The sequence below is a fragment of the Arthrobacter crystallopoietes genome, from assembly GCF_002849715.1.
In the GTDB taxonomy this organism is placed as follows: Bacteria; Actinomycetota; Actinomycetes; order Actinomycetales; family Micrococcaceae; genus Crystallibacter; species Crystallibacter crystallopoietes.
The window spans coordinates 4150981-4168442 of record NZ_CP018863.1 but is presented as its reverse complement, the minus strand read 5'-3'; the positions used below and the strand labels follow the sequence as shown (position 1 = coordinate 4168442).

Annotated in this window: 14 protein-coding genes; 8 read left to right on the top strand and 6 right to left on the bottom strand. The window is 65.7% G+C overall.

Annotated features, from left to right (window positions below):
* The first annotated feature begins 129 nt into the window (after positions 1 to 129).
* Complete coding sequence (locus AC20117_RS19170) at positions 130 to 2349, top strand: RelA/SpoT family protein (RefSeq protein WP_101632648.1); 2220 nt, start codon at positions 130 to 132, stop codon at positions 2347 to 2349.
* Here AC20117_RS19170 and AC20117_RS19165 read toward each other — a convergent pair.
* The 3 genes from AC20117_RS19165 to AC20117_RS19155 all read right to left on the bottom strand — a co-directional run bounded on the left by AC20117_RS19165 (position 2346) and on the right by AC20117_RS19155 (position 5436).
* Positions 2346 to 2990 carry a type IV toxin-antitoxin system AbiEi family antitoxin gene (locus AC20117_RS19165; RefSeq protein ID WP_083339854.1) on the bottom strand — a complete coding sequence of 215 codons (645 nt, stop codon included), beginning with the start codon at positions 2988 to 2990 and terminating at the stop codon, positions 2346 to 2348. The genes AC20117_RS19170 and AC20117_RS19165 overlap by 4 nt on opposite strands.
* 131 nt (positions 2991 to 3121) lie before the next feature.
* Positions 3122 to 4561 (bottom strand): DUF349 domain-containing protein, encoded by a 1440-nt coding sequence (locus tag AC20117_RS19160; protein WP_101632647.1) that lies wholly within the window; start codon positions 4559 to 4561, stop codon positions 3122 to 3124.
* A 68-nt stretch (positions 4562 to 4629) separates the two neighbouring features.
* Entirely contained in the window at positions 4630 to 5436 is an 807-nt protein-coding gene (locus tag AC20117_RS19155) for a peptidylprolyl isomerase (protein WP_170837968.1), read from the bottom strand.
* A gap of 186 nt (positions 5437 to 5622) precedes the next feature.
* On the opposite strand from AC20117_RS19155, the gene hisS reads away from it, so the two are divergent.
* The gene (hisS, locus tag AC20117_RS19150; RefSeq protein WP_074702233.1) at positions 5623 to 6966 is read left to right on the top strand and encodes a histidine--tRNA ligase; all 1344 of its coding nucleotides are present in this window, start codon (positions 5623 to 5625) and stop codon (positions 6964 to 6966) included.
* Between the two features lie 37 nt (positions 6967 to 7003).
* On the opposite strand, the gene AC20117_RS19145 is transcribed toward hisS, so the two are convergent.
* Positions 7004 to 8257 carry an APC family permease gene (locus AC20117_RS19145; RefSeq protein ID WP_257790774.1) on the bottom strand — a complete coding sequence of 418 codons (1254 nt, stop codon included), beginning with the start codon at positions 8255 to 8257 and terminating at the stop codon, positions 7004 to 7006.
* A gap of 204 nt (positions 8258 to 8461) precedes the next feature.
* On the opposite strand from AC20117_RS19145, the gene aspS reads away from it, so the two are divergent.
* Positions 8462 to 10300 carry an aspartate--tRNA ligase gene (gene aspS, locus AC20117_RS19140; protein ID WP_074702237.1) on the top strand — a complete coding sequence of 613 codons (1839 nt, stop codon included), beginning with the start codon at positions 8462 to 8464 and terminating at the stop codon, positions 10298 to 10300.
* 61 nt (positions 10301 to 10361) lie between these two features.
* Here the strand turns inward: aspS and AC20117_RS19135 are convergent, their stop codons facing one another.
* Complete coding sequence (locus tag AC20117_RS19135; protein WP_074702239.1) at positions 10362 to 11039, bottom strand: acVLRF1 family peptidyl-tRNA hydrolase; 678 nt, start codon at positions 11037 to 11039, stop codon at positions 10362 to 10364.
* A 19-nt stretch (positions 11040 to 11058) separates the two neighbouring features.
* Here AC20117_RS19135 and AC20117_RS19130 point away from each other — a divergent pair, with 19 nt between their 5' ends.
* Positions 11059 to 12480, top strand: coding sequence for a replication-associated recombination protein A (locus AC20117_RS19130; protein WP_074702241.1), 1422 nt, complete (start codon positions 11059 to 11061; stop codon positions 12478 to 12480).
* Positions 12481 to 12510: 30 nt separating this feature from the next.
* Here AC20117_RS19130 and dtd read toward each other — a convergent pair whose 3' ends face one another.
* Positions 12511 to 12963, bottom strand: coding sequence for a D-aminoacyl-tRNA deacylase (gene dtd, locus AC20117_RS19125; protein ID WP_074702243.1), 453 nt, complete (start codon positions 12961 to 12963; stop codon positions 12511 to 12513).
* Between the two features lie 241 nt (positions 12964 to 13204).
* Between dtd and rpsD the strand changes: the two genes are divergently transcribed.
* From rpsD to alaS, 4 genes are all read left to right on the top strand, one after another.
* Positions 13205 to 13831 (top strand): 30S ribosomal protein S4, encoded by a 627-nt coding sequence (rpsD, locus tag AC20117_RS19120; protein ID WP_074703404.1) that lies wholly within the window; start codon positions 13205 to 13207, stop codon positions 13829 to 13831.
* A gap of 224 nt (positions 13832 to 14055) precedes the next feature.
* Positions 14056 to 14445 carry a DUF948 domain-containing protein gene (locus tag AC20117_RS19115; RefSeq protein ID WP_074702245.1) on the top strand — a complete coding sequence of 130 codons (390 nt, stop codon included), beginning with the start codon at positions 14056 to 14058 and terminating at the stop codon, positions 14443 to 14445.
* Positions 14446 to 14463: 18 nt separating this feature from the next.
* A complete protein-coding gene (locus AC20117_RS19110; RefSeq protein ID WP_170837969.1) occupies positions 14464 to 14697 on the top strand; it encodes a hypothetical protein in 234 nt (77 codons plus the stop codon).
* A gap of 74 nt (positions 14698 to 14771) precedes the next feature.
* Positions 14772 to 17453: an alanine--tRNA ligase gene (gene alaS, locus AC20117_RS19105; protein WP_074702247.1), complete on the top strand. Its 2682-nt coding sequence runs from the start codon at positions 14772 to 14774 to the stop codon at positions 17451 to 17453.
* The last annotated feature ends 9 nt before the right edge of the window (positions 17454 to 17462 follow it).

Sequence of the window (17462 nt, the reverse complement as noted above, 5' to 3'; positions counted from 1 at the left end):
CCTACGGACCAGGGTCCCAATTCGGCGGTAAAGCCGGGGCCCGGTCCTGTTGTTGTGCCCTCGCCACAACAGGCCGTTCCGGACCAGGCACCGGTCCGGAATTCGTTCCCGGGACGGCGCGAACGCACCATGTCCCGGTTGGCACGGCTGACCGGACGCGGCTCCGCCGGCTACTCGCCGATCCTCGAACCATTGCTGCGCACGGTGCGGGCAAACAACCCGCGCGAGGACTTCGACCTGATCCACCGGGCGTTCGTAGTTGCCGAGCGCAGCCATCGGGGCCAGAAGCGCAAGAGCGGCGACCCCTACATCACGCACCCGGTAGCCGTCGCCACCATCCTGGCCGAACTGGGCATGACCGGGACGACCCTTGCCGCCGCACTGCTGCATGACACGGTCGAGGATACCGAATACACCCTTGACCAGCTACGTGCAGAGTTCGGAGCCGAGGTCGCCATGCTGGTCGACGGCGTGACCAAACTGGACAAAGTCCAGTTCGGCGACGCCGCGCAGTCGGAGACCGTGCGGAAAATGGTTGTGGCAATGGCCAAGGACATCCGCGTCCTGGTCATCAAGCTTGCGGACCGTCTGCACAATGCCCGGACCTGGCGTTTCGTGTCGCCGGAGTCCTCTGCCAAGAAGGCCCGCGAGACGCTGGAAATTTTCGCCCCGCTGGCGCACCGGCTGGGCATGAACACCATCAAATGGGAGCTCGAGGACCTGTCCTTCGCGGCGCTGCACCCCAAGGTGTACGAGGAGATCGTGCGCATGGTGGGGGAGCGCACGCCGGAGCGCGAGAAGTACCTGACCATGCTCCGAACCAAGATCGGCGACGATCTGCGTGCGGTGAAGATCAAGGCGACGATCACCGGGCGCCCGAAGCACTACTACTCCATCTACCAGAAGATGATCGTTCGAGGTAAGGATTTCGACGACATCCACGACCTGATGGGGATCCGTGTCCTGGTGGACAGCGTGCGCGATTGTTACGCCACGCTCGGCGCGCTTCATGCGCGGTGGAACCCGCTGCCCGGGCGGTTCAAAGACTACATCGCCATGCCGAAGTTCAATATGTACCAGTCGCTGCACACCACAGTGATCGGTCCGGGCGGCAAGCCGGTGGAGATCCAGATCCGGACCTACGAGATGCACCGCCGGGCCGAATATGGCGTGGCCGCGCACTGGAAATATAAGGACGCGGCGAAAAACTCCGGCACAGCGGCCGACGGCGGCGACATGGGCTGGCTTCGGAGCCTGGTGGACTGGCAACAGGAAACCTCCGATCCGGCAGAGTTCCTCGATTCGCTGCGCTTCGAAATCAACGCCCGCGAGGTGTTTGTCTTCACGCCCAAGGGCGAGGTCATGGCGTTGCCGGCGGGATCAACGCCGGTGGACTTCGCCTACGCGGTCCATACCGAAGTAGGCCACCGCACCATCGGTGCACGTGTCAACGGGAAGCTTGTCCCGTTGAACAGCGAGCTCAACCATGGCGACTGGGTTGAAATCTTCACCTCGAAGGCCGAAGGGGCGGGGCCGAGCCAGGACTGGCAGGGCTTCGTCAAGAGTCCTCGGGCCCGCAACAAGATCAGGCAGTGGTTCACCAAGGAACGCCGCGAAGAGGCGATCGAAAAGGGCAAGGACCAGCTCACCAAGGCCATGCGGAAGCAGAACCTGCCGCTGCAGAAGATGATGACGCATGACGCCCTGATGGCTGTGGCGCAGGAAATGCACCATCAGGACATCGCCGCGCTCTACGCTGCGGTCGGGGACGGCCATTCTTCTGCCCAGAACGTCATCGAACACCTGGTGGCGTTGCTTGGCGGCACAGAGGCGGCCGAAGAGATGGAAGCTCCGATCTCCACCGCCCCCAAACGCCCGAAAACCTCGGACTCCGGTGTGACCGTGGTCGGCGTGGGCGATGTCTGGGTGAAGCTGGCGCGCTGCTGTACGCCGGTGCCGCCGGATCCGATTATCGGGTTTGTGACGCGGGGATCCGGCGTGTCCGTCCACCGCTCCGACTGCCGGAACGTTTCCGACCTGAGGGACCAGCCCGGGCGGATCGTGGAAGTTGAGTGGGCGCCGACCAAGTCCAGCGTTTTCCTCGTCGAGATCCAGGTCGAGGCGCTGGACCGCAAGAGCCTGCTCTCCGATGTGACGCGCGTGCTGGCCGAGAACCACGTAAACATCCTCTCCGCCACGGTACACACCTCCAGCGACCGTCTGGCGATCTCGCGGTTCTCTTTCGAGATGGGGGATCCGAAGTATCTGAGCCATGTCCTCAGCGCGGTCCGCCGTATCGACGGAGTGTTCGACGTGTACCGCACGACGGACGCCCGGCGCCGTATCTAAGCGGTTCCTCTGGCTTGCTGCTTGCGCAAGTCCAGTGCAGCTGCCAGACGCCGGAGGGCCACGTTCTTGCCCGGCATCCTCTCGCGGATCTGCAGGGCCTGCCGGATGTAGCCCAGGGGGCACTTCAGCCTGGGGTCGGAGGACAAGGCGAGCAGGATCCGGACCGCGTCTTCGTCGCGGGCATAGACCGCGATGTCCAGCGCCGTCCTCAGGGGAGAAGTGATCTGGACGCCCGAGATATTTAACGTGTCCAGCGGCCCCAGCGCCACTTCGTGCAGATGGATGCTTCGGTGCCTCCCCTGTGAGGTGGCCCGGTAGCGGTGGTCGAGCAGGACGGTGATCTTATTGCCCGGCGGCGAGCAGCCATAGACCCAAGCTGCCGTCAGCCTCCCGAGCACCACCTTGTGCCGGATGGGCTGCGGCAGGGCGGCATGTGCAGCCAACGCACGGTGGACGGAGGTTACGGGTTCGCCGGTGCTGACGTAGGCAGGACCGTAAACGTTGACCACCAGGCCATCGATTGCCATGGCCTGTAGCTCGGCCAGGCTGAACGGTCGCCCGGCATAGTGCAGGCCGCCTGCCTGGGGGACGGGGGCGGGAATGGTAGTCGATGGCTGCTGCCGGTGCTCTCCCGTGGTCATGATGCCAGCTTGTCAAAGCCTGCCGACCAACGAGAGAGGGCGGAACCTCTCTGTGGAAAAGCGGATCCGCCCTCAGACGATGTGTAGATCGGGTGCTTTATGCGGCCCGGTCAGTTATTCGGCTGGATTGTTCAGGAGAAGTCCTGTGCCGATTTCTGCAAGGTATCCAGCCACTGCCGACGGGCCTCGAGAGCCTCGCGGGCGGCGGCGATCTTCCGCTCATCGCCTTGGCGTTCAGCCTTGGACAGGTCCTCTTCGAGTCCGGCAATGGCCGTCTCCAGCTGGTTCAACGCACTGTTGGTGCGCGCCTTGGTCTCCGGGTTGCTGCGCCGCCACTGATCGTCTTCGGCTGCCTTGACAGCGTCTTCGACCTTGCGCAGGCCTCCGTCGATCCGCTGCATGTCCCCGCGCGGGACCTTGCCGGCTTCTTCCCAGCGGTCCCTGATGGACTGGAGAGCCTTTTTGGCGGCGCCGAGATCGGTAATCGGGAGCAGTGCCTGGGCCTCGGCTACGAGAGCTTCCTTGACCACCAGATTGGCGGCATACTCCTGATCGATGGCTTGGTTGGCTGCTTGGCGTGCGGCAAAGAATTTGTCCTGGGCGGCACGGAAACGAGCCCAGAGCGCGTCGTCGTCCTTGCGGCTGGCACGCTTGGAAGCCTTCCATTCGTCCATCAGATGGCGGTACTCGCCGGCGGTCGGGCCCCAGTCGGTGGAGTTCGAGAGCTCCTCGGCACGCGCGATCAATGCTTCCTTGGCCGCCTTGGCCGCAGCATTGTCGTTGTCCAGTTGGCTGAAGTAGGCACGGCGGTGGCGGTCAAAGACGGTGCGTGCGGACCGGAAGCGTTTCCACAACGCATCCTCGGTGCCGCGGCCCAGCCGGATGCCGTTCTTCTGCGCGCTCTTCCAGCTTTCGAACAGCTCATTCATCCGTGCACTGCTGGTCTTCCACTGCACCGTGGCAGGGTCCTTGCCTGCGATTGACTCCGCTTCGGCAACGATGGCCTCACGTGCAGCCAGTTCGGCGGAGCGCTGCGCTTCCTGCGCGTCCTTTTCACTGCGCTGCAGCGCTGCGATCGCGGTATCGAGGCTGTCGAGCCGTGCCTCCAGAGCCGGAATGTCCCCGACCATGTGGCGCTCCGCGACCTGTGCCCGCAGGTGCTCAAGGGTCTTGTGCATGTCGGTGGAAGGCGCCTTTGCCTCCACCCGCTGCTCCAGGAGCGCTGCCTGCGCGGCGGCGTCGTCATATTTGCGCACAAAGTAGGCCAGCGCCTCGTCGGCCGGGGCGTCCGGATACTGCCCGACGGGGTGTTCTTCGCCGTCGAGAATCAGGAAAACGTGCCCGTCCTCGGCAACGCGGCCCCATTTGGCAGCTTCGGAAAGCGGTGTGCTGTGCACCGGCGGAGCGGCGACAACGGTCTGTACGGTGGAGGCCGCAGCGTGCTTCGGTGCCATTGCTGCCGGCGTCGGGCGTGGCCGTGCGGACGGTTTCATGCTGGCCGGGGTCGGCGGCTTGGGCGTTTCGGAGGCCGTGCCGTCAACTGTTTCGTCGGATTTCTGACTGTCTGTCACCGCTAAAACTCTTTCACTCGTTGTTCGGTGCACCCACCGCAGGTGCGCGCACCAGGTACTTCACTAGATCAATCTAGAGTAAACGCATCAATCGTTACTGGTATTTTAGGTTGTCCGTCCTGGCTCCCGGCTTCTTTGACGCCGCCGTCGGCAATCTCCTGGATCACGTCGAGGCCTGTGGTTACCTTACCCATAATCGTGTAGCCACCGGTATCTTGCGGAATCGTGCTGTCTTTGTAGGCAATGAAGAACTGGCTGCCGTTGCTGAATGTGCTCTGGCCGCGGGCGACGGCAATGGTACCGGCAGGATACAGGCCGGATTCCGGCGAATTTTCGACCGGACCCCACTGGAACTCCGGGTCGCCGCCGCCTTGGCCGTCCACAGAGCCGCACTGGAGCACGCCCATGGAAGCGGCAGTAGTGAGGCGGTGGCACGTCTTGCCTGCGAAAAAGCCCTCGCCGGCCAGGGACTTGAACACCGAAACGGCCTGCGGCGCAGCCTCGCCGTCGAGCTCCACGTCGATGTCGCCGGCACTGGTGGACAGAGTGCCGGTGAGCACCTGGCCGCGCGCCAGGTCCGCGGAAGGGATATGGGCCGGGTTCGTTTGTGCGCCGGCGGGATCAGGGGAGGCGGAGTCGCCGGGTATCGGCTCTTCGATACCCTCGCGTACCTGGTCAACCTCGCGCGCCGTGGGGTTCGTGCCGAATACCGTCAGCTGGAGCAGGACACCCAGGATGACCAGGACGGCGATCACCACGCCGCCGATAACGTTGTCGCGCTTGCGCCGCTTGATTTGATCTGCGCGCAGGGCGCGTTTGGCCTCCATCTGCGCAATGCGACGCTTTGTTTCGCGGTCCTGACTCTTGGCGGCCACCGGGCCCTTCCTTCCCCTCAGGTCCCACCTCGGCGGATGGGATGGTCAGTTCTTTGGGCCGGGACTGCTGCCTGCCCTTAAAATGGTCCGGCAGCCAGTTTAGGCATTCGCGGGCCAAAGGGCCCGTTATCCTGAGTAGTCAGCCCCCATGAGTCTTTCGACCCACAATTTAGGAGATATCCCCGCATGGCACGTAAGGCCTCCCTGTCAGGTTTCCCGGAATGGCTTCCGCAGGAGAGGCTCGTGGAGCAGCATGTGCTGGACAGCCTGCGGCGGACCTTTGAGCTGCACGGGTTCTCCTCCATTGAAACCCGTGCGGTGGAGACGGTGGAGCAGCTGCTGCGCAAGGGCGACATCGACAAAGAGGTCTACGGTCTGCACCGGCTCCAGGCGGACGAAGAGGGCGCCAAGGCGGAGGACAAGCTGGCGCTCCACTTCGACCTGACCGTGCCGTTTGCCCGGTACGTCGTCGAGAACGCCGGACACCTCGCCTTCCCGTTCCGCCGTTACCAGATCCAGAAAGTCTGGCGCGGGGAACGCCCGCAGGAGGGCCGCGCGCGCGAATTTACCCAGGCCGATATCGACGTCGTGGGTGACGGTGAGCTGCCGTTCCGTTACGACGTGGAACTGGCTCTGGTCATCGTGGAAGCCCTGGGCGCGCTGCCCATTCCGGAATTCAAGCTGCGGGTGAACAACCGCAAGCTGGCGGAGGGCTTCTACCGGGGGATCGGGCTGGAGGATACCGCCGGTGTCCTGCGCAGCATCGACAAGCTTGAGAAGGTCGGCCCCCAGAAGGTCGCCGAGCTGCTGCAGCAAGAGCTCGGCGCCACCGCGGAGCAGGCCGAGGCCGCGCTGAAGCTGGCCTCCATCCGCAGCGAGGACACCTCCTTCGCGCAGGAGGTGCGTGCCCTCGGCGTGAGCAACGACCTGCTGGACGAGGGCCTGGCCGAGCTCGAACAGGTCATCGGCGAAGCTTCGCACCGCGCACCGGGACGCGTCCTGGCGGACCTGAGCATCGCCCGAGGGCTCGATTACTACACCGGAACCGTCTACGAAACGGTCCTGGTCGGACACGAACAGCTCGGCTCGATCTGCTCCGGCGGCCGGTACGATGCCCTTGCCGCCAAGGGAAACCGCAAGTTCCCCGGCGTGGGCCTGTCCATCGGCGTGACCCGGCTGGTGATGCGGATCCTGAGCCAGGAGTTCGCCTCGGCCTCCCGGCACGTGCCCACCGCCGTGCTGGTCACGCTGGCCGACGACGGCAGCTGGTCGCAGGCGCAGGATATTGCGGCGCAGTTGCGCGGACGCGGCATCAGTGTGGAAGTTGCGGCCAAGGCCGAGAAATTCGGCAAGCAGATCAAGTACGCGGACCGCCGGGGAATCCCCTTTGTCTGGTTCAGCACCGACGAAGACGGCAACCTCAACCACGAGGTCAAAGACATCCGCTCCGGCGAACAGGTTGCGGCCGATCCCAAGACCTGGACGCCGCCGGCAGAGGACCTGATCCCGCAGATCACTTCCGCCCCGTAGCGGCTGCGGGCCCGCCGGCGAGGCGTGGGCCTGCCGGCTAGGCGTGGGGCCTGCGCCGCCTGCCGGGTTTGAGCACGGCGCGGCCCAGCAGCCCCACAGCCAGCACCGCCGTCATGGTCAGCACCGAGGACAGCGGCAGGGTGAACGCCAGGACCAGGCAGCCGGCCAGTCCCAGCCAGTTCAGGGCCTTGGGCGCCTGCCACGGCCGCTCCGTGAGGGTCAGTGCTGCCGCGTTTGTGACCGCGTAATAGATCAGCACGCCGAAGCTGGAGAAGCCCACCACGGCCAGGACATCCTGGGTGAGCAGCAGGAAAATAACGACGACGGCGACGGCCAAATCAGCGAGGTAGGGAACCTTGAAGCGCTCCCAGACCGAGGCAAAGGCGCGCGGCAGATCCCCCTCCCTGGCCATGGCGAACATGGTGCGGCTGACGCCGGCAATCAGCGCGAGCAGTGCGCCCAGACAGGCCAGCGTTGCCGCAATCGTTACGGCGGTGGTGCCCACGCCGCCGCCGACTGCTTCGCCTACCGCCAGCAACGGGGCGGGTGTGGCGGCCAGCAAGCCCGCACCCATGAAGTCCAGCAGCGCCAGGCCCAGCACCGCGTAGAGGGCCAGCGTGATCACCAGGGCCGCGAGGATGGCGCGCGGGATCAGCTTCTTCGGGTCGCGGATCTCCTCGCCCATGGTGGCAATGCGCGCATAACCGGCGAAGGCAAAGAAAAACAGTCCCGCGGCCTGCAGGATCCCGTACGGCGAAGCACCGTCAACCGGCATGTTCTGGCCGATGGGCTCGGCGTCGAAGGCCACCACGATCACAAAGACCAGAATGGCCACCACAATGGACACGATCCAGCGCGTGGCCCAGGCCGTGCGGGTGATCCCCAGCAGGTTCACGCCGGTGAGCAGTACGACGGCGGCTACCGCGGCCGCCGTCGCAAATTCCGGGGCGGCGTAAAGGCCGAAGGCCAGCGCCATGGCGGCACAGGAGGCTACCTTCCCGGTGATGAAGCCCCAGCCGGCGAGGAAACCCGGCCATTCGCCGAGCTGGCGGCGCCCGTAGATGTAGGTTCCTCCGCTGGTGGGATGGACCACGGCCAGCTGGGCCGAGGCCATCGCGTTGCAGTAAGCAACAACACCGGCGATCGCCAGCGCGAGCGGCAGCCAGTTGCCGGCTATCGCGGCCGCGGGGGAGAAGACCACAAACACCCCAGCGCCCACCATGGAACCGATGCCCACCGTTGTGGCGTCAACACCGCCCAGCCTGCGTTCGAGGGCTGATTCGCTGCTCAAAGTTTGCCTCCGTCTGTTCCTGATTCCGCCAGGCATCGGCGCTCCGGGTCGATCCTGCGGCCGCGGGTCCGGTGTCGGGACCCAAGCCCGATCAACGGTAAACTCGTTCAAGACCCAATTAAAGAACACTCTAGTCACATCACAGCCGGCCCGGGGCGGAAGCCTCCGCGATAGCGCCGGTGAAGTTTTACTGAAAGGAATGCTGTGCTGCGCACACATGACCTCGGCTCGCTGAGGGCTGAGCACATTGGACAGACCGTAACCCTCGCCGGCTGGGTGGCCCGCCGGCGTGATCACGGCGGCGTGGCATTCCTGGATCTGCGTGATGCCTCCGGCATTGCCCAGGTTGTGGTGCGCGAAGAGGACGTCTTCCACGCCCTGCGCAACGAATACGTGCTGCAGATCAAGGGCACGGTCGAGAAGCGGCCCGAGGGTAACGAAAACCCGGCCCTTGCTACCGGTGAGATCGAAGTCATAGCCGATTCCGTCGTCGTACTCAGTACTTCGGATCCGCTGCCGTTCCAGATCGACGAGCACGTCGAGGTCGGCGAGGAAGCACGCCTGAAGCACCGTTACCTGGACCTGCGCCGTCCCGGCCCCGCCGCCGCCATGCGGCTGCGCTCGGAGGCCAACCGGGTGGCGCGCGAGCTGCTGCACCAGGACGGTTTCGTGGAGATCGAGACCCCGACGCTGACCCGTTCCACCCCGGAAGGCGCCCGTGACTTCCTGGTGCCGGCGCGCCTGGATCCGGGCTCCTGGTACGCCCTGCCGCAGTCGCCGCAGTTGTTCAAGCAGCTGCTGCAGGTGGGCGGGTTCGAAAAGTACTACCAGATTGCCCGCTGCTACCGGGACGAAGACTTCCGCGCCGACCGCCAGCCGGAATTCACCCAGCTGGACATCGAGGCCAGCTTCGTCGAGCAGGATGACATCATCGCGCTGGGCGAGAGCATCGTGAAGGCGCTGTGGCAGCTGATCGACGTCGAGATTCCCACCCCGATCCGCCGCATGACCTACGCCGACGCGATGGCGAAATACGGTTCCGACAAGCCTGACCTGCGGTTCGGCCTGGAGCTGACCGAGCTGACGGAGTTCTTCAAGGACACCACGTTCCGCGTGTTCCAGGCCCCGTACGTCGGCGCCGTGGTCATGCCCGGCGGCGCCTCCCAGGCGCGCCGGACGCTGGACGCGTGGCAGGAATGGGCCAAGCAGCGAGGCGCCAAGGGTCTGGCCTACGTCCTGATCCAGGAAGACGGCACGCTGAGCGGTCCGGTGGCCAAGAACCTCACCGACACCGAACGCGCCGGCCTCGCGGATGCCGTGGGTGCCAAGCCCGGCGACTGTGTCTTCTTCGCCGCTGGCGACAAGTCCTCGGCGCGTGCGCTGCTGGGTGCAGCCCGCGTGGAGATCGGCCACCGCACCGGATTGATTAACGACGGCGACTGGGCCTTCGTGTGGATCGTGGACGCGCCGCTGTTCGAACCCGCCGCCGCAGCAGTCGAATCGGGCGACGTGGCCGTCGGCGCCGGTGCCTGGACCGCGGTGCACCACGCCTTCACCTCGCCGAAGCCCGAGTTCATGGACACGTTCGATGAGGACCCGGCAAACGCCTTGTCCTACGCCTACGACATTGTCTGCAACGGCAACGAACTCGGCGGCGGTTCCATCCGTATCCACCAGCGGGACGTGCAGGAGCGCGTCCTGGCCGTGATGGGGATCGATCAGGAGCAGGCCCAGAGCAAGTTCGGCTTCCTGCTTGAGGGCTTCAAGTACGGCGCGCCCCCGCACGGCGGCATCGCCTTCGGCTGGGACCGGGTTGTCCAGCTGCTCACCGGCTCGGATTCCATCCGCGACGTCATCGCCTTCCCGAAGACCGGCGGCGGCCACGACCCGTTGACCGATGCGCCCGCGCCGATCACCCCGCAGCAGCGCAAGGAAGCCGGCATCGACTTCAAGCCCAAGCCGAAGGACGCCTCCAAGGACGGCCAGAAGGACGGGCAGAAGGAAGCTGCCAAGCAGTCTGAAAAGGACAGCGTCCAAAGCTGACCTGCGTAACGACTGCGCCGTCCGGCCGGCCCCGAGGGGTCAGTCCGGGCGGCGCAGTCCGTTAACCGGCTGTTTCGCTGTTGTGGCCCGGAGTCGGCCACGTGATCACGGCCTTGATGCCCGCCAACTCCCGTGCGACCTCGGCGAGCTGCCGCTGCCGCGGGTCGGCATTCAGTTCGAGATGCGCCGCTGGCAGCGCCGCGAGACCGGCCAGCCGGGCATCGGCCAGCAGTTGGCGGAGCATGTCCTTGTCGCCCCCGGTGGCCAGGCACGACGGTTTCGCTGCGGGCAAGTGGCCGGCCGCGTACTCGGCCGCGGTCAGCACCAGCGCGTCTGCCTGATTGGAGCGCCTGCGCGCGTAACGCTGCTGCGACCAGCCTCCGGCGGCAGTGCGCGATTGTACGTACCGGGTGCCGGATTTGGACCAGGTCAGCTGACCCTGCACGGACGTGCCGACGCTGTAGCCGCCGCGCCGCAGCAGGATCAGCCCGCAGGTTCCGATACTCGCCGCAGCGGCGGCAAGTTGCTCGGGCCACGCGTCCACGGCCAGCGCCGGGGTCAGCTGCTCCCACGGCAGGCGGAGCCGGACAGCAAAGCCGTCAGGACACGAAAGAACGACGCCGGAACCCGGCTTGGGACTGTTGACCTCACAGAGCGGGTCGCCGTGTTCCGCGGCAAATCTGTCCGCCCAGGCCCGGAGGCGGCCGGGCGGCAGGTAGATGGTCTTGGTCCGTGCCATAAGCGATAGCCTAGGCAGTGTGAGTGATTTGTTCAGTGCCGGCAGCGACACGGAAGACGATCGGGACGAAGAAGCCGGTCCCGGCGGCAGTTCCGGACGGGGTGCCGGCAGCATCGAGCGGCCCCGCAGCCCGCTTGCGGTGCGGATGCGTCCCCGGACCGTGGACGAGGTGGTGGGCCAGCAACATCTGCTCCAGCCGGGCTCGCCGCTGCGGCTGCTGGCCGCCGGCGGACAGGCAACCGGCCCTGCGGGCCCTTCGTCGCTGATGCTCTGGGGGCCTCCGGGTACCGGCAAGACCACGCTGGCGCATGTCATTGCCAGGGGGCCCGGCCGGAAATTCGTCGAACTTTCCGCCATCACCGCCGGTGTCAAGGATGTGCGCCGGGTGATGGATGAGGCGCTGACGGCCCGGGACCTGCACCGGACCACCACCGTGCTGTTCCTGGACGAGATCCACCGCTTCAACAAGGCCCAGCAGGACGCGCTGCTGCCCGGGGTCGAGAACCGCTGGGTGGTGCTGGTTGCCGCCACCACTGAAAATCCGTCCTTCTCCGTTGTCTCGCCGCTGCTGTCCCGGTCGCTGCTGCTGACGCTCAAGCCGCTGACCACCGAGGACATCGAGGGGTTGCTCCAGCGGGCCGTAACGGACGAGCGCGGCCTGGCAGGCCGGGTAGAGGTCACCGATGAGGCGCTGGAACACCTGGTCAGGCTGGCCGCCGGAGACGCGCGCCGCGGCCTGACGGCACTGGAGGCGGCTGCCGGCGTGGCCTGGGGCGAGGCGGAAAACCCCGGCGAGGAAGGCCCCGTCCGCGTGGAACTCTCGCACGCGGAGCGGGCCATGGACCGCGCTGCGCTGCGCTATGACCGTGCCGGCGACCAGCACTATGACATTGCCAGCGCCTTCATCAAGTCGATGCGCGGCTCAGATGTGGACGCCGCGCTGCACTACATGGCGCGCATGCTTGAGGCGGGGGAGGACCCGCGGTTTGTCGCCCGCCGGATCGTGATCTCCGCCTCCGAGGACGTGGGGATGGCGGATCCGTCGGCGCTGCAGACTGCAGTGGCGGCCGCGCAGGCGGTGCAGCTGATCGGCATGCCCGAAGCCCGGCTGGTGCTGGCACAGGCCGTGGTCCACATCGCCACCGCGCCGAAATCCAACGCCGCGCACGATGCGATCAACGCCGCCGTCGCCGATGTCCGCGCCGGCCGCGGGCAGGGCGTTCCGGCCCACCTACGGGACGCGCACTACCGCGGCGCGCAGCAGTTGGGCCACGGCAAGGGCTACATCTATTCACACGATGCCCCGCACGGCATTGCCAAGCAGCAGTATCCGCCGGACGATCTGGTCGGCCGGAATTACTACGAGCCCACCGGCAACGGCGTCGAACGTGAGATTTCGGCACGGTTGGAACGGCTGCGCAAAATCATCCGCGGCGAATAACGACGCCGGATGCCGGCTTCCGTACGCAGTTCAGCCGCGGCGCGGCTTGGCAAAGTCCGCGGTGTCCAGGCTGATGGTGAAGGGTCCGTCGTTGACCAGCGACACTTCCATCATCGCGCCAAAGATTCCCGTTTCCACCGTGGCGCCGAGTCCGCGCAACTGCTCGACCAGGCTCTCAAGCAGCGGCTCGCTGACGTCCCCGGGCGCCGCAGCCGACCAGGATGGCCGGCGGCCCCGGCGGGTGTCGGCGTACAACGTGAACTGGCTGACCACCAACAGCGGCGCGTTGACGTCGGCACAGGATTTTTCGCCGTCGAGAATCCGAAGCCGCCACATCTTCTCGGCCAGCACCCCGGCGTCGGCGGGAGTGTCGGTGTGGGTGGCGCCGGCGAGCACCAGCAGGCCGGGACCGTCGATGGCTCCGACTACCTGTCCGTCCACGCTGACGCTGGCCCGGCTGACCCGTTGAAGAATGGCTCGCATCCGATAACTCTAATCCGAACCCGGATAGGTGCTAGAATTGTGCGCTGACTGGCAAGCCGACTCTTCGGTGCCGCAATCCACTCCTGTACGTGCACGGTTTCTTAGTGGAAATCCGTGTGTTCGCGGGGGTGCACGCGTGCATGGGAGCAAGCCGGACTGTAGCTGAAGGCAGCGGTTGACCAACGCTCTCCACACACGGAGGCCAGCAACATCACCTCACCGCATGAATTGGAAGGACATCGTGGCTAACAACACACGAGCCCGCCGCAAGGTCCGCATTTCGCGTGCCCTTGGTATTGCCCTGACCCCCAAGGCCGAAAAGTACATGGAGCGCCGTCCGTACGGTCCCGGCCAGCACGGCCGTGCCCGTCGCAAGCAGGACAGCGACTACGCCGTACGTCTGCGTGAAAAGCAGCGTCTGCGTGCCCAGTACGGCATCCGCGAAGCACAGATGACCCGTGTCTTCGAAGAGGCCCGCAACACCGCCGGTCTGACCGGTGAAAACCTGATCGAGCTGCTGGAAATGCGTCTTGACGCCCTGGTCCTGCGTGCAGGCTTCGCCCGCACCATCGCCCAGGCCCGCCAGCTGGTTGTGCACCGCCACATCATGGTTGACGGCAAGCGCGTGGACCGTCCGTCCTTCCGCGTTTCCGAAGGCCAGCTGGTGCACGTCCACGAGCGCTCCGAGAAGATGCCGCCGTTCCAGGTTGCAGCAGCCGGCGCACACCGCGACGTTCTGCCGAACGTTCCGGCCTACCTTGACGTTACGTTGGAGAAGCTCCAGGCCCGCCTGGTCCGCCGCCCCAAGCGTTCCGAGGTTCCCGTAACCTGCGAAGAGCAGCTGGTGGTTGAATACTACGCACGCTAAACCTTTCCGGGAGCTAATCCTCCCTGGAAGTTGGGCAGCGTAAAACTGCATACCGCTCTTGGGCGGAAACCTCACTGAACAGCCCGTGGCACGCGCCGCGGGCTGTTCAGTAGGTAATGTACTTACAGGTGCGCCGAAAGCAACGAGTGCCAGGCGCCGTCGTCGTTAGCCGGATCCGCCCGCGGGCGGGTTTGGACATATGCCAAACAAAGGAGTTCCCTCCCATGTCAGGTGGAGATATCGCCGGTCTCATCGCTGCGGGCGTTTTCGCGGTGCTGGTGGCCCTGCTGGCCATACCGGTATGGAAGCTGGGGAAAGTCTTTGACGAACTTCGGGTAGCCATCCGCTCGATCAGCGACGGCACCACGCCGCTGATCGATGAAGTGACCACCACGGTGACCACCACCAACGAGCAGCTGCGGAAGGTGGACGGCATCTCGTCCAACGTTTCGGACGCCTCGGCCAATGTCTCCGCGCTGTCCTCGCTTCTCGCCGCGACGATCGGCTCGCCGCTGATCAAGGTGGCAGCCTTCTCCTACGGCGTCCGCACCGCATTCAACTCGCGCGGCCAGTCCGGCAGAACTACCGAGGGCAAAGGCCGTCGCAGCCGCTAAGGCTGAGGGAGGAAACAGATGAAACGGCTTATTTGGATGGGCGCCGGAATCGCCATCGGCGTCCTGGCGGTCCGCAAGATCTCCGCGACCAAGCAGACCTTCGGTCCGGAGGGGCTGAACCGCGCGGTCGCGTCCCTGGCGGACAGTGTTGCGGATTTCACCCACACATTCCGCACTGGCATGACCGAACGTGAAGCGGATCTGCGCGCCGCCTTGGGGATCGATTCCGCAGATCACGTCAACAACCGCTAGATTTTCCTAGGCGCGTTCCCGCATTCGGGAACCGGCGCCGTATTTTTGTTTCACCGGAAGGGTATTTAGGCACCATGAAGTCCCATGAGATCGTTCGCCGCTGGCTCGACTTCTTCGAGAAAAAGGGACATACCGTGGTGCCGTCGGCGTCGCTGGTATCGCCGGACCCCTCGCTGCTGTTCACCGTCGCGGGCATGGTGCCGTTCATTCCGTACCTGACTGCCCGGGAAACGCCGCCGTTCAACCGCGCCACGAGCGTGCAGAAGTGCATCCGCACCGCCGATATCGAAGAGGTCGGCAAGACGGTCCGGCACGGTACGTTCTTCCAGATGTGCGGCAACTTTTCCTTCGGCGACTACTTCAAGGAAGGCGCCATCACGATGGCCTGGGAACTGCTGACCTCCCCCGTGGAGGACGGCGGTTACGGCCTGCCCGCTGAGCGGCTCTGGATCACCGTGTACCAGGAGGATGACGAGGCGCTGCAGATCTGGCGCGACAAGATCGGCGTGCCGGTCGAGCGGATCCAGAAGTCCGGCAAGAAGGACAACTACTGGTCCACCGGCCAGCCAGGCCCCGCCGGCCCCTGCTCTGAAATCTTCTACGACCGCGGCCCCGAATACGGGATCGAGGGCGGCCCCATTGCAGACGAGACGCGCTACATCGAGATCTGGAACCTGGTCTTCATGCAGTACCAGCGCGGCGAAGGCATCGGCAAGGAAGACTTCGAGATCCTCGGCGAGCTGCCCAAGAAGAACATCGACACCGGCCTGGGCATGGAACGCCTCGCGATGATCCTCCAGGGCGTGGAGAACATGTACGAGACGGACCAGGTCCGTCCCGTCCTGGACAAGGCCGCCGAGCTCTCGGGCAAGGAATACACCAGCGCCGAGACCGACGAGGACCCGCATCACACCGACGACGTGCGGCTCCGCGTGGTGGCCGACCATATCCGTTCGGCCCTGATGCTGATTTCCGACGGCGTGACCCCCTCCAACGAGGGCCGCGGCTACGTGCTGCGCCGCCTGATCCGCCGCGCCGTCCGCGCCATGCGCCTGCTGGGCGTCGAACAGGCCTGCCTGCCGGAGCTGCTGCCGGTGTCCCGGGACGCGATGAAGGGGACGTACCCCGTTGTCGACACCGACTTCGAGCGGATCAGCCGCATCGCCTACGCCGAGGAGAAGGCCTTCCTGCGTACCATCGCCTCCGGCACAGCACGCCTGGAAGAAGCAGTCAAGGAGTCGAAGGCCGCCGGCAAGCCGCTCTCGGGCGAAGACGCTTTCAGCCTGCACGACACCTACGGATTCCCGATCGATCTGACGCTCGAAATGGCCGAGGAAGCCGGGCTGAAGGTCGACGAGGCAGGCTTCCGCAGCCTGATGACCGAGCAGCGCGAGCGTGCCCAGGCCGACGCCCGGGGCAAGAAGCTCGGCCATGCAGATGTCCGTGTCTTCAACGAGATGCTGGCCGCCGGCGAGACGGTGTTCACCGGCTACGAAGAGTTGGCCACCGAGTCCGTTGTGCGCGGCATCGTCAGCGGCGGAGCCACCGTCGGCTTCGCCGGCCAGGGCGAGGAAATCGAACTGGTCCTGAACGAGACGCCGTTCTACGCCGAAGCGGGCGGCCAGGCCGCCGACGTCGGACTCATCACCGGCGACGGTTTTGTGGTTGAGGTCCTCGATGTCCAGCGCCCGGTCAAAGGACTCAGCGTCCACAAGGCCATTGTCCGCGAGGGCGAGATCCCCGCGGATGCGAAGGTGCTGGCCGCGGTGGACCAGCAGCGCAGGCAGGCAGGCGAGCAGGCCCACACCGGCACGCACATCGTCCACGCCGCCCTGCACCAGATCCTCGGCCCGGAGGCGCTGCAGCGAGGCTCCTTCAACAAGGCAGGCTACCTGCGCTTCGACTTCTCCTGGGGCGAAGGCATCAGTGCCGCGGCCAAATCGGAAATCGAGGAAGTCTCCAACCTGGCCATCCGTAACAATTACCAGGTTGAGACGAAGGTCATGAGCCTGGCCGATGCCAAGGCGCTCGGCGCAACCGCACTGTTCGGCGAAGCCTACGGGGACAAGGTCCGCGTCGTGGAGATCGACGGCGCGTGGTCGCGTGAGCTGTGCGGCGGCACCCATGTGGACGCCACCGCGGAGATCGGCAGCCTGACGCTGCTCGGCGAGCAGTCGGTGGGCTCCGGCAACCGCCGTGTGGAGGCCTTCGTGGGCATGGAGGCCTTCCGCCACCTGGCTGCAGAACGCGCCCTGGTCACCGAACTTTCGGAAATGCTCAAGGTGCCGGGTCCGCAACTGCCGGACCGTATCGCTGCCACACTGGCCAAGCTCAAGGCTGCCGAGAAGGAACTGGACCGGCTGCGCAAGGAACAGTTGGCTGCCTCGGCTGCCTCCTTGGTGGAAAAGGCCAAGGATATCGCCGGCGTGCGTCTGCTGGCGCACAATGCCGGGGAGCTTGGCGGAGCGGATGACTTGCGGTCCCTCGCTCTGGACCTGCGCGCACGGCTCGGTTCTGACCCGGCTGCCGTCGCCATGACGGGAGTGGCCAATGGACGCCCGCTGATTCTCGTGGCGACCAACGAAGCAGCCCGTGCCGCGGGCGTCAAGGCCGGTGCGCTGGTCAAGACGGCTGCCGGCGTGCTCGGCGGCGGCGGCGGTGGCAAGGACGATGTCGCCCAGGGCGGCGGCACGGACGTGACGAAAATTGATGAGGCGATCACCGCCGTCGTCAATGCCGTGGCTAACCGGGGCTAAGGACCGCAA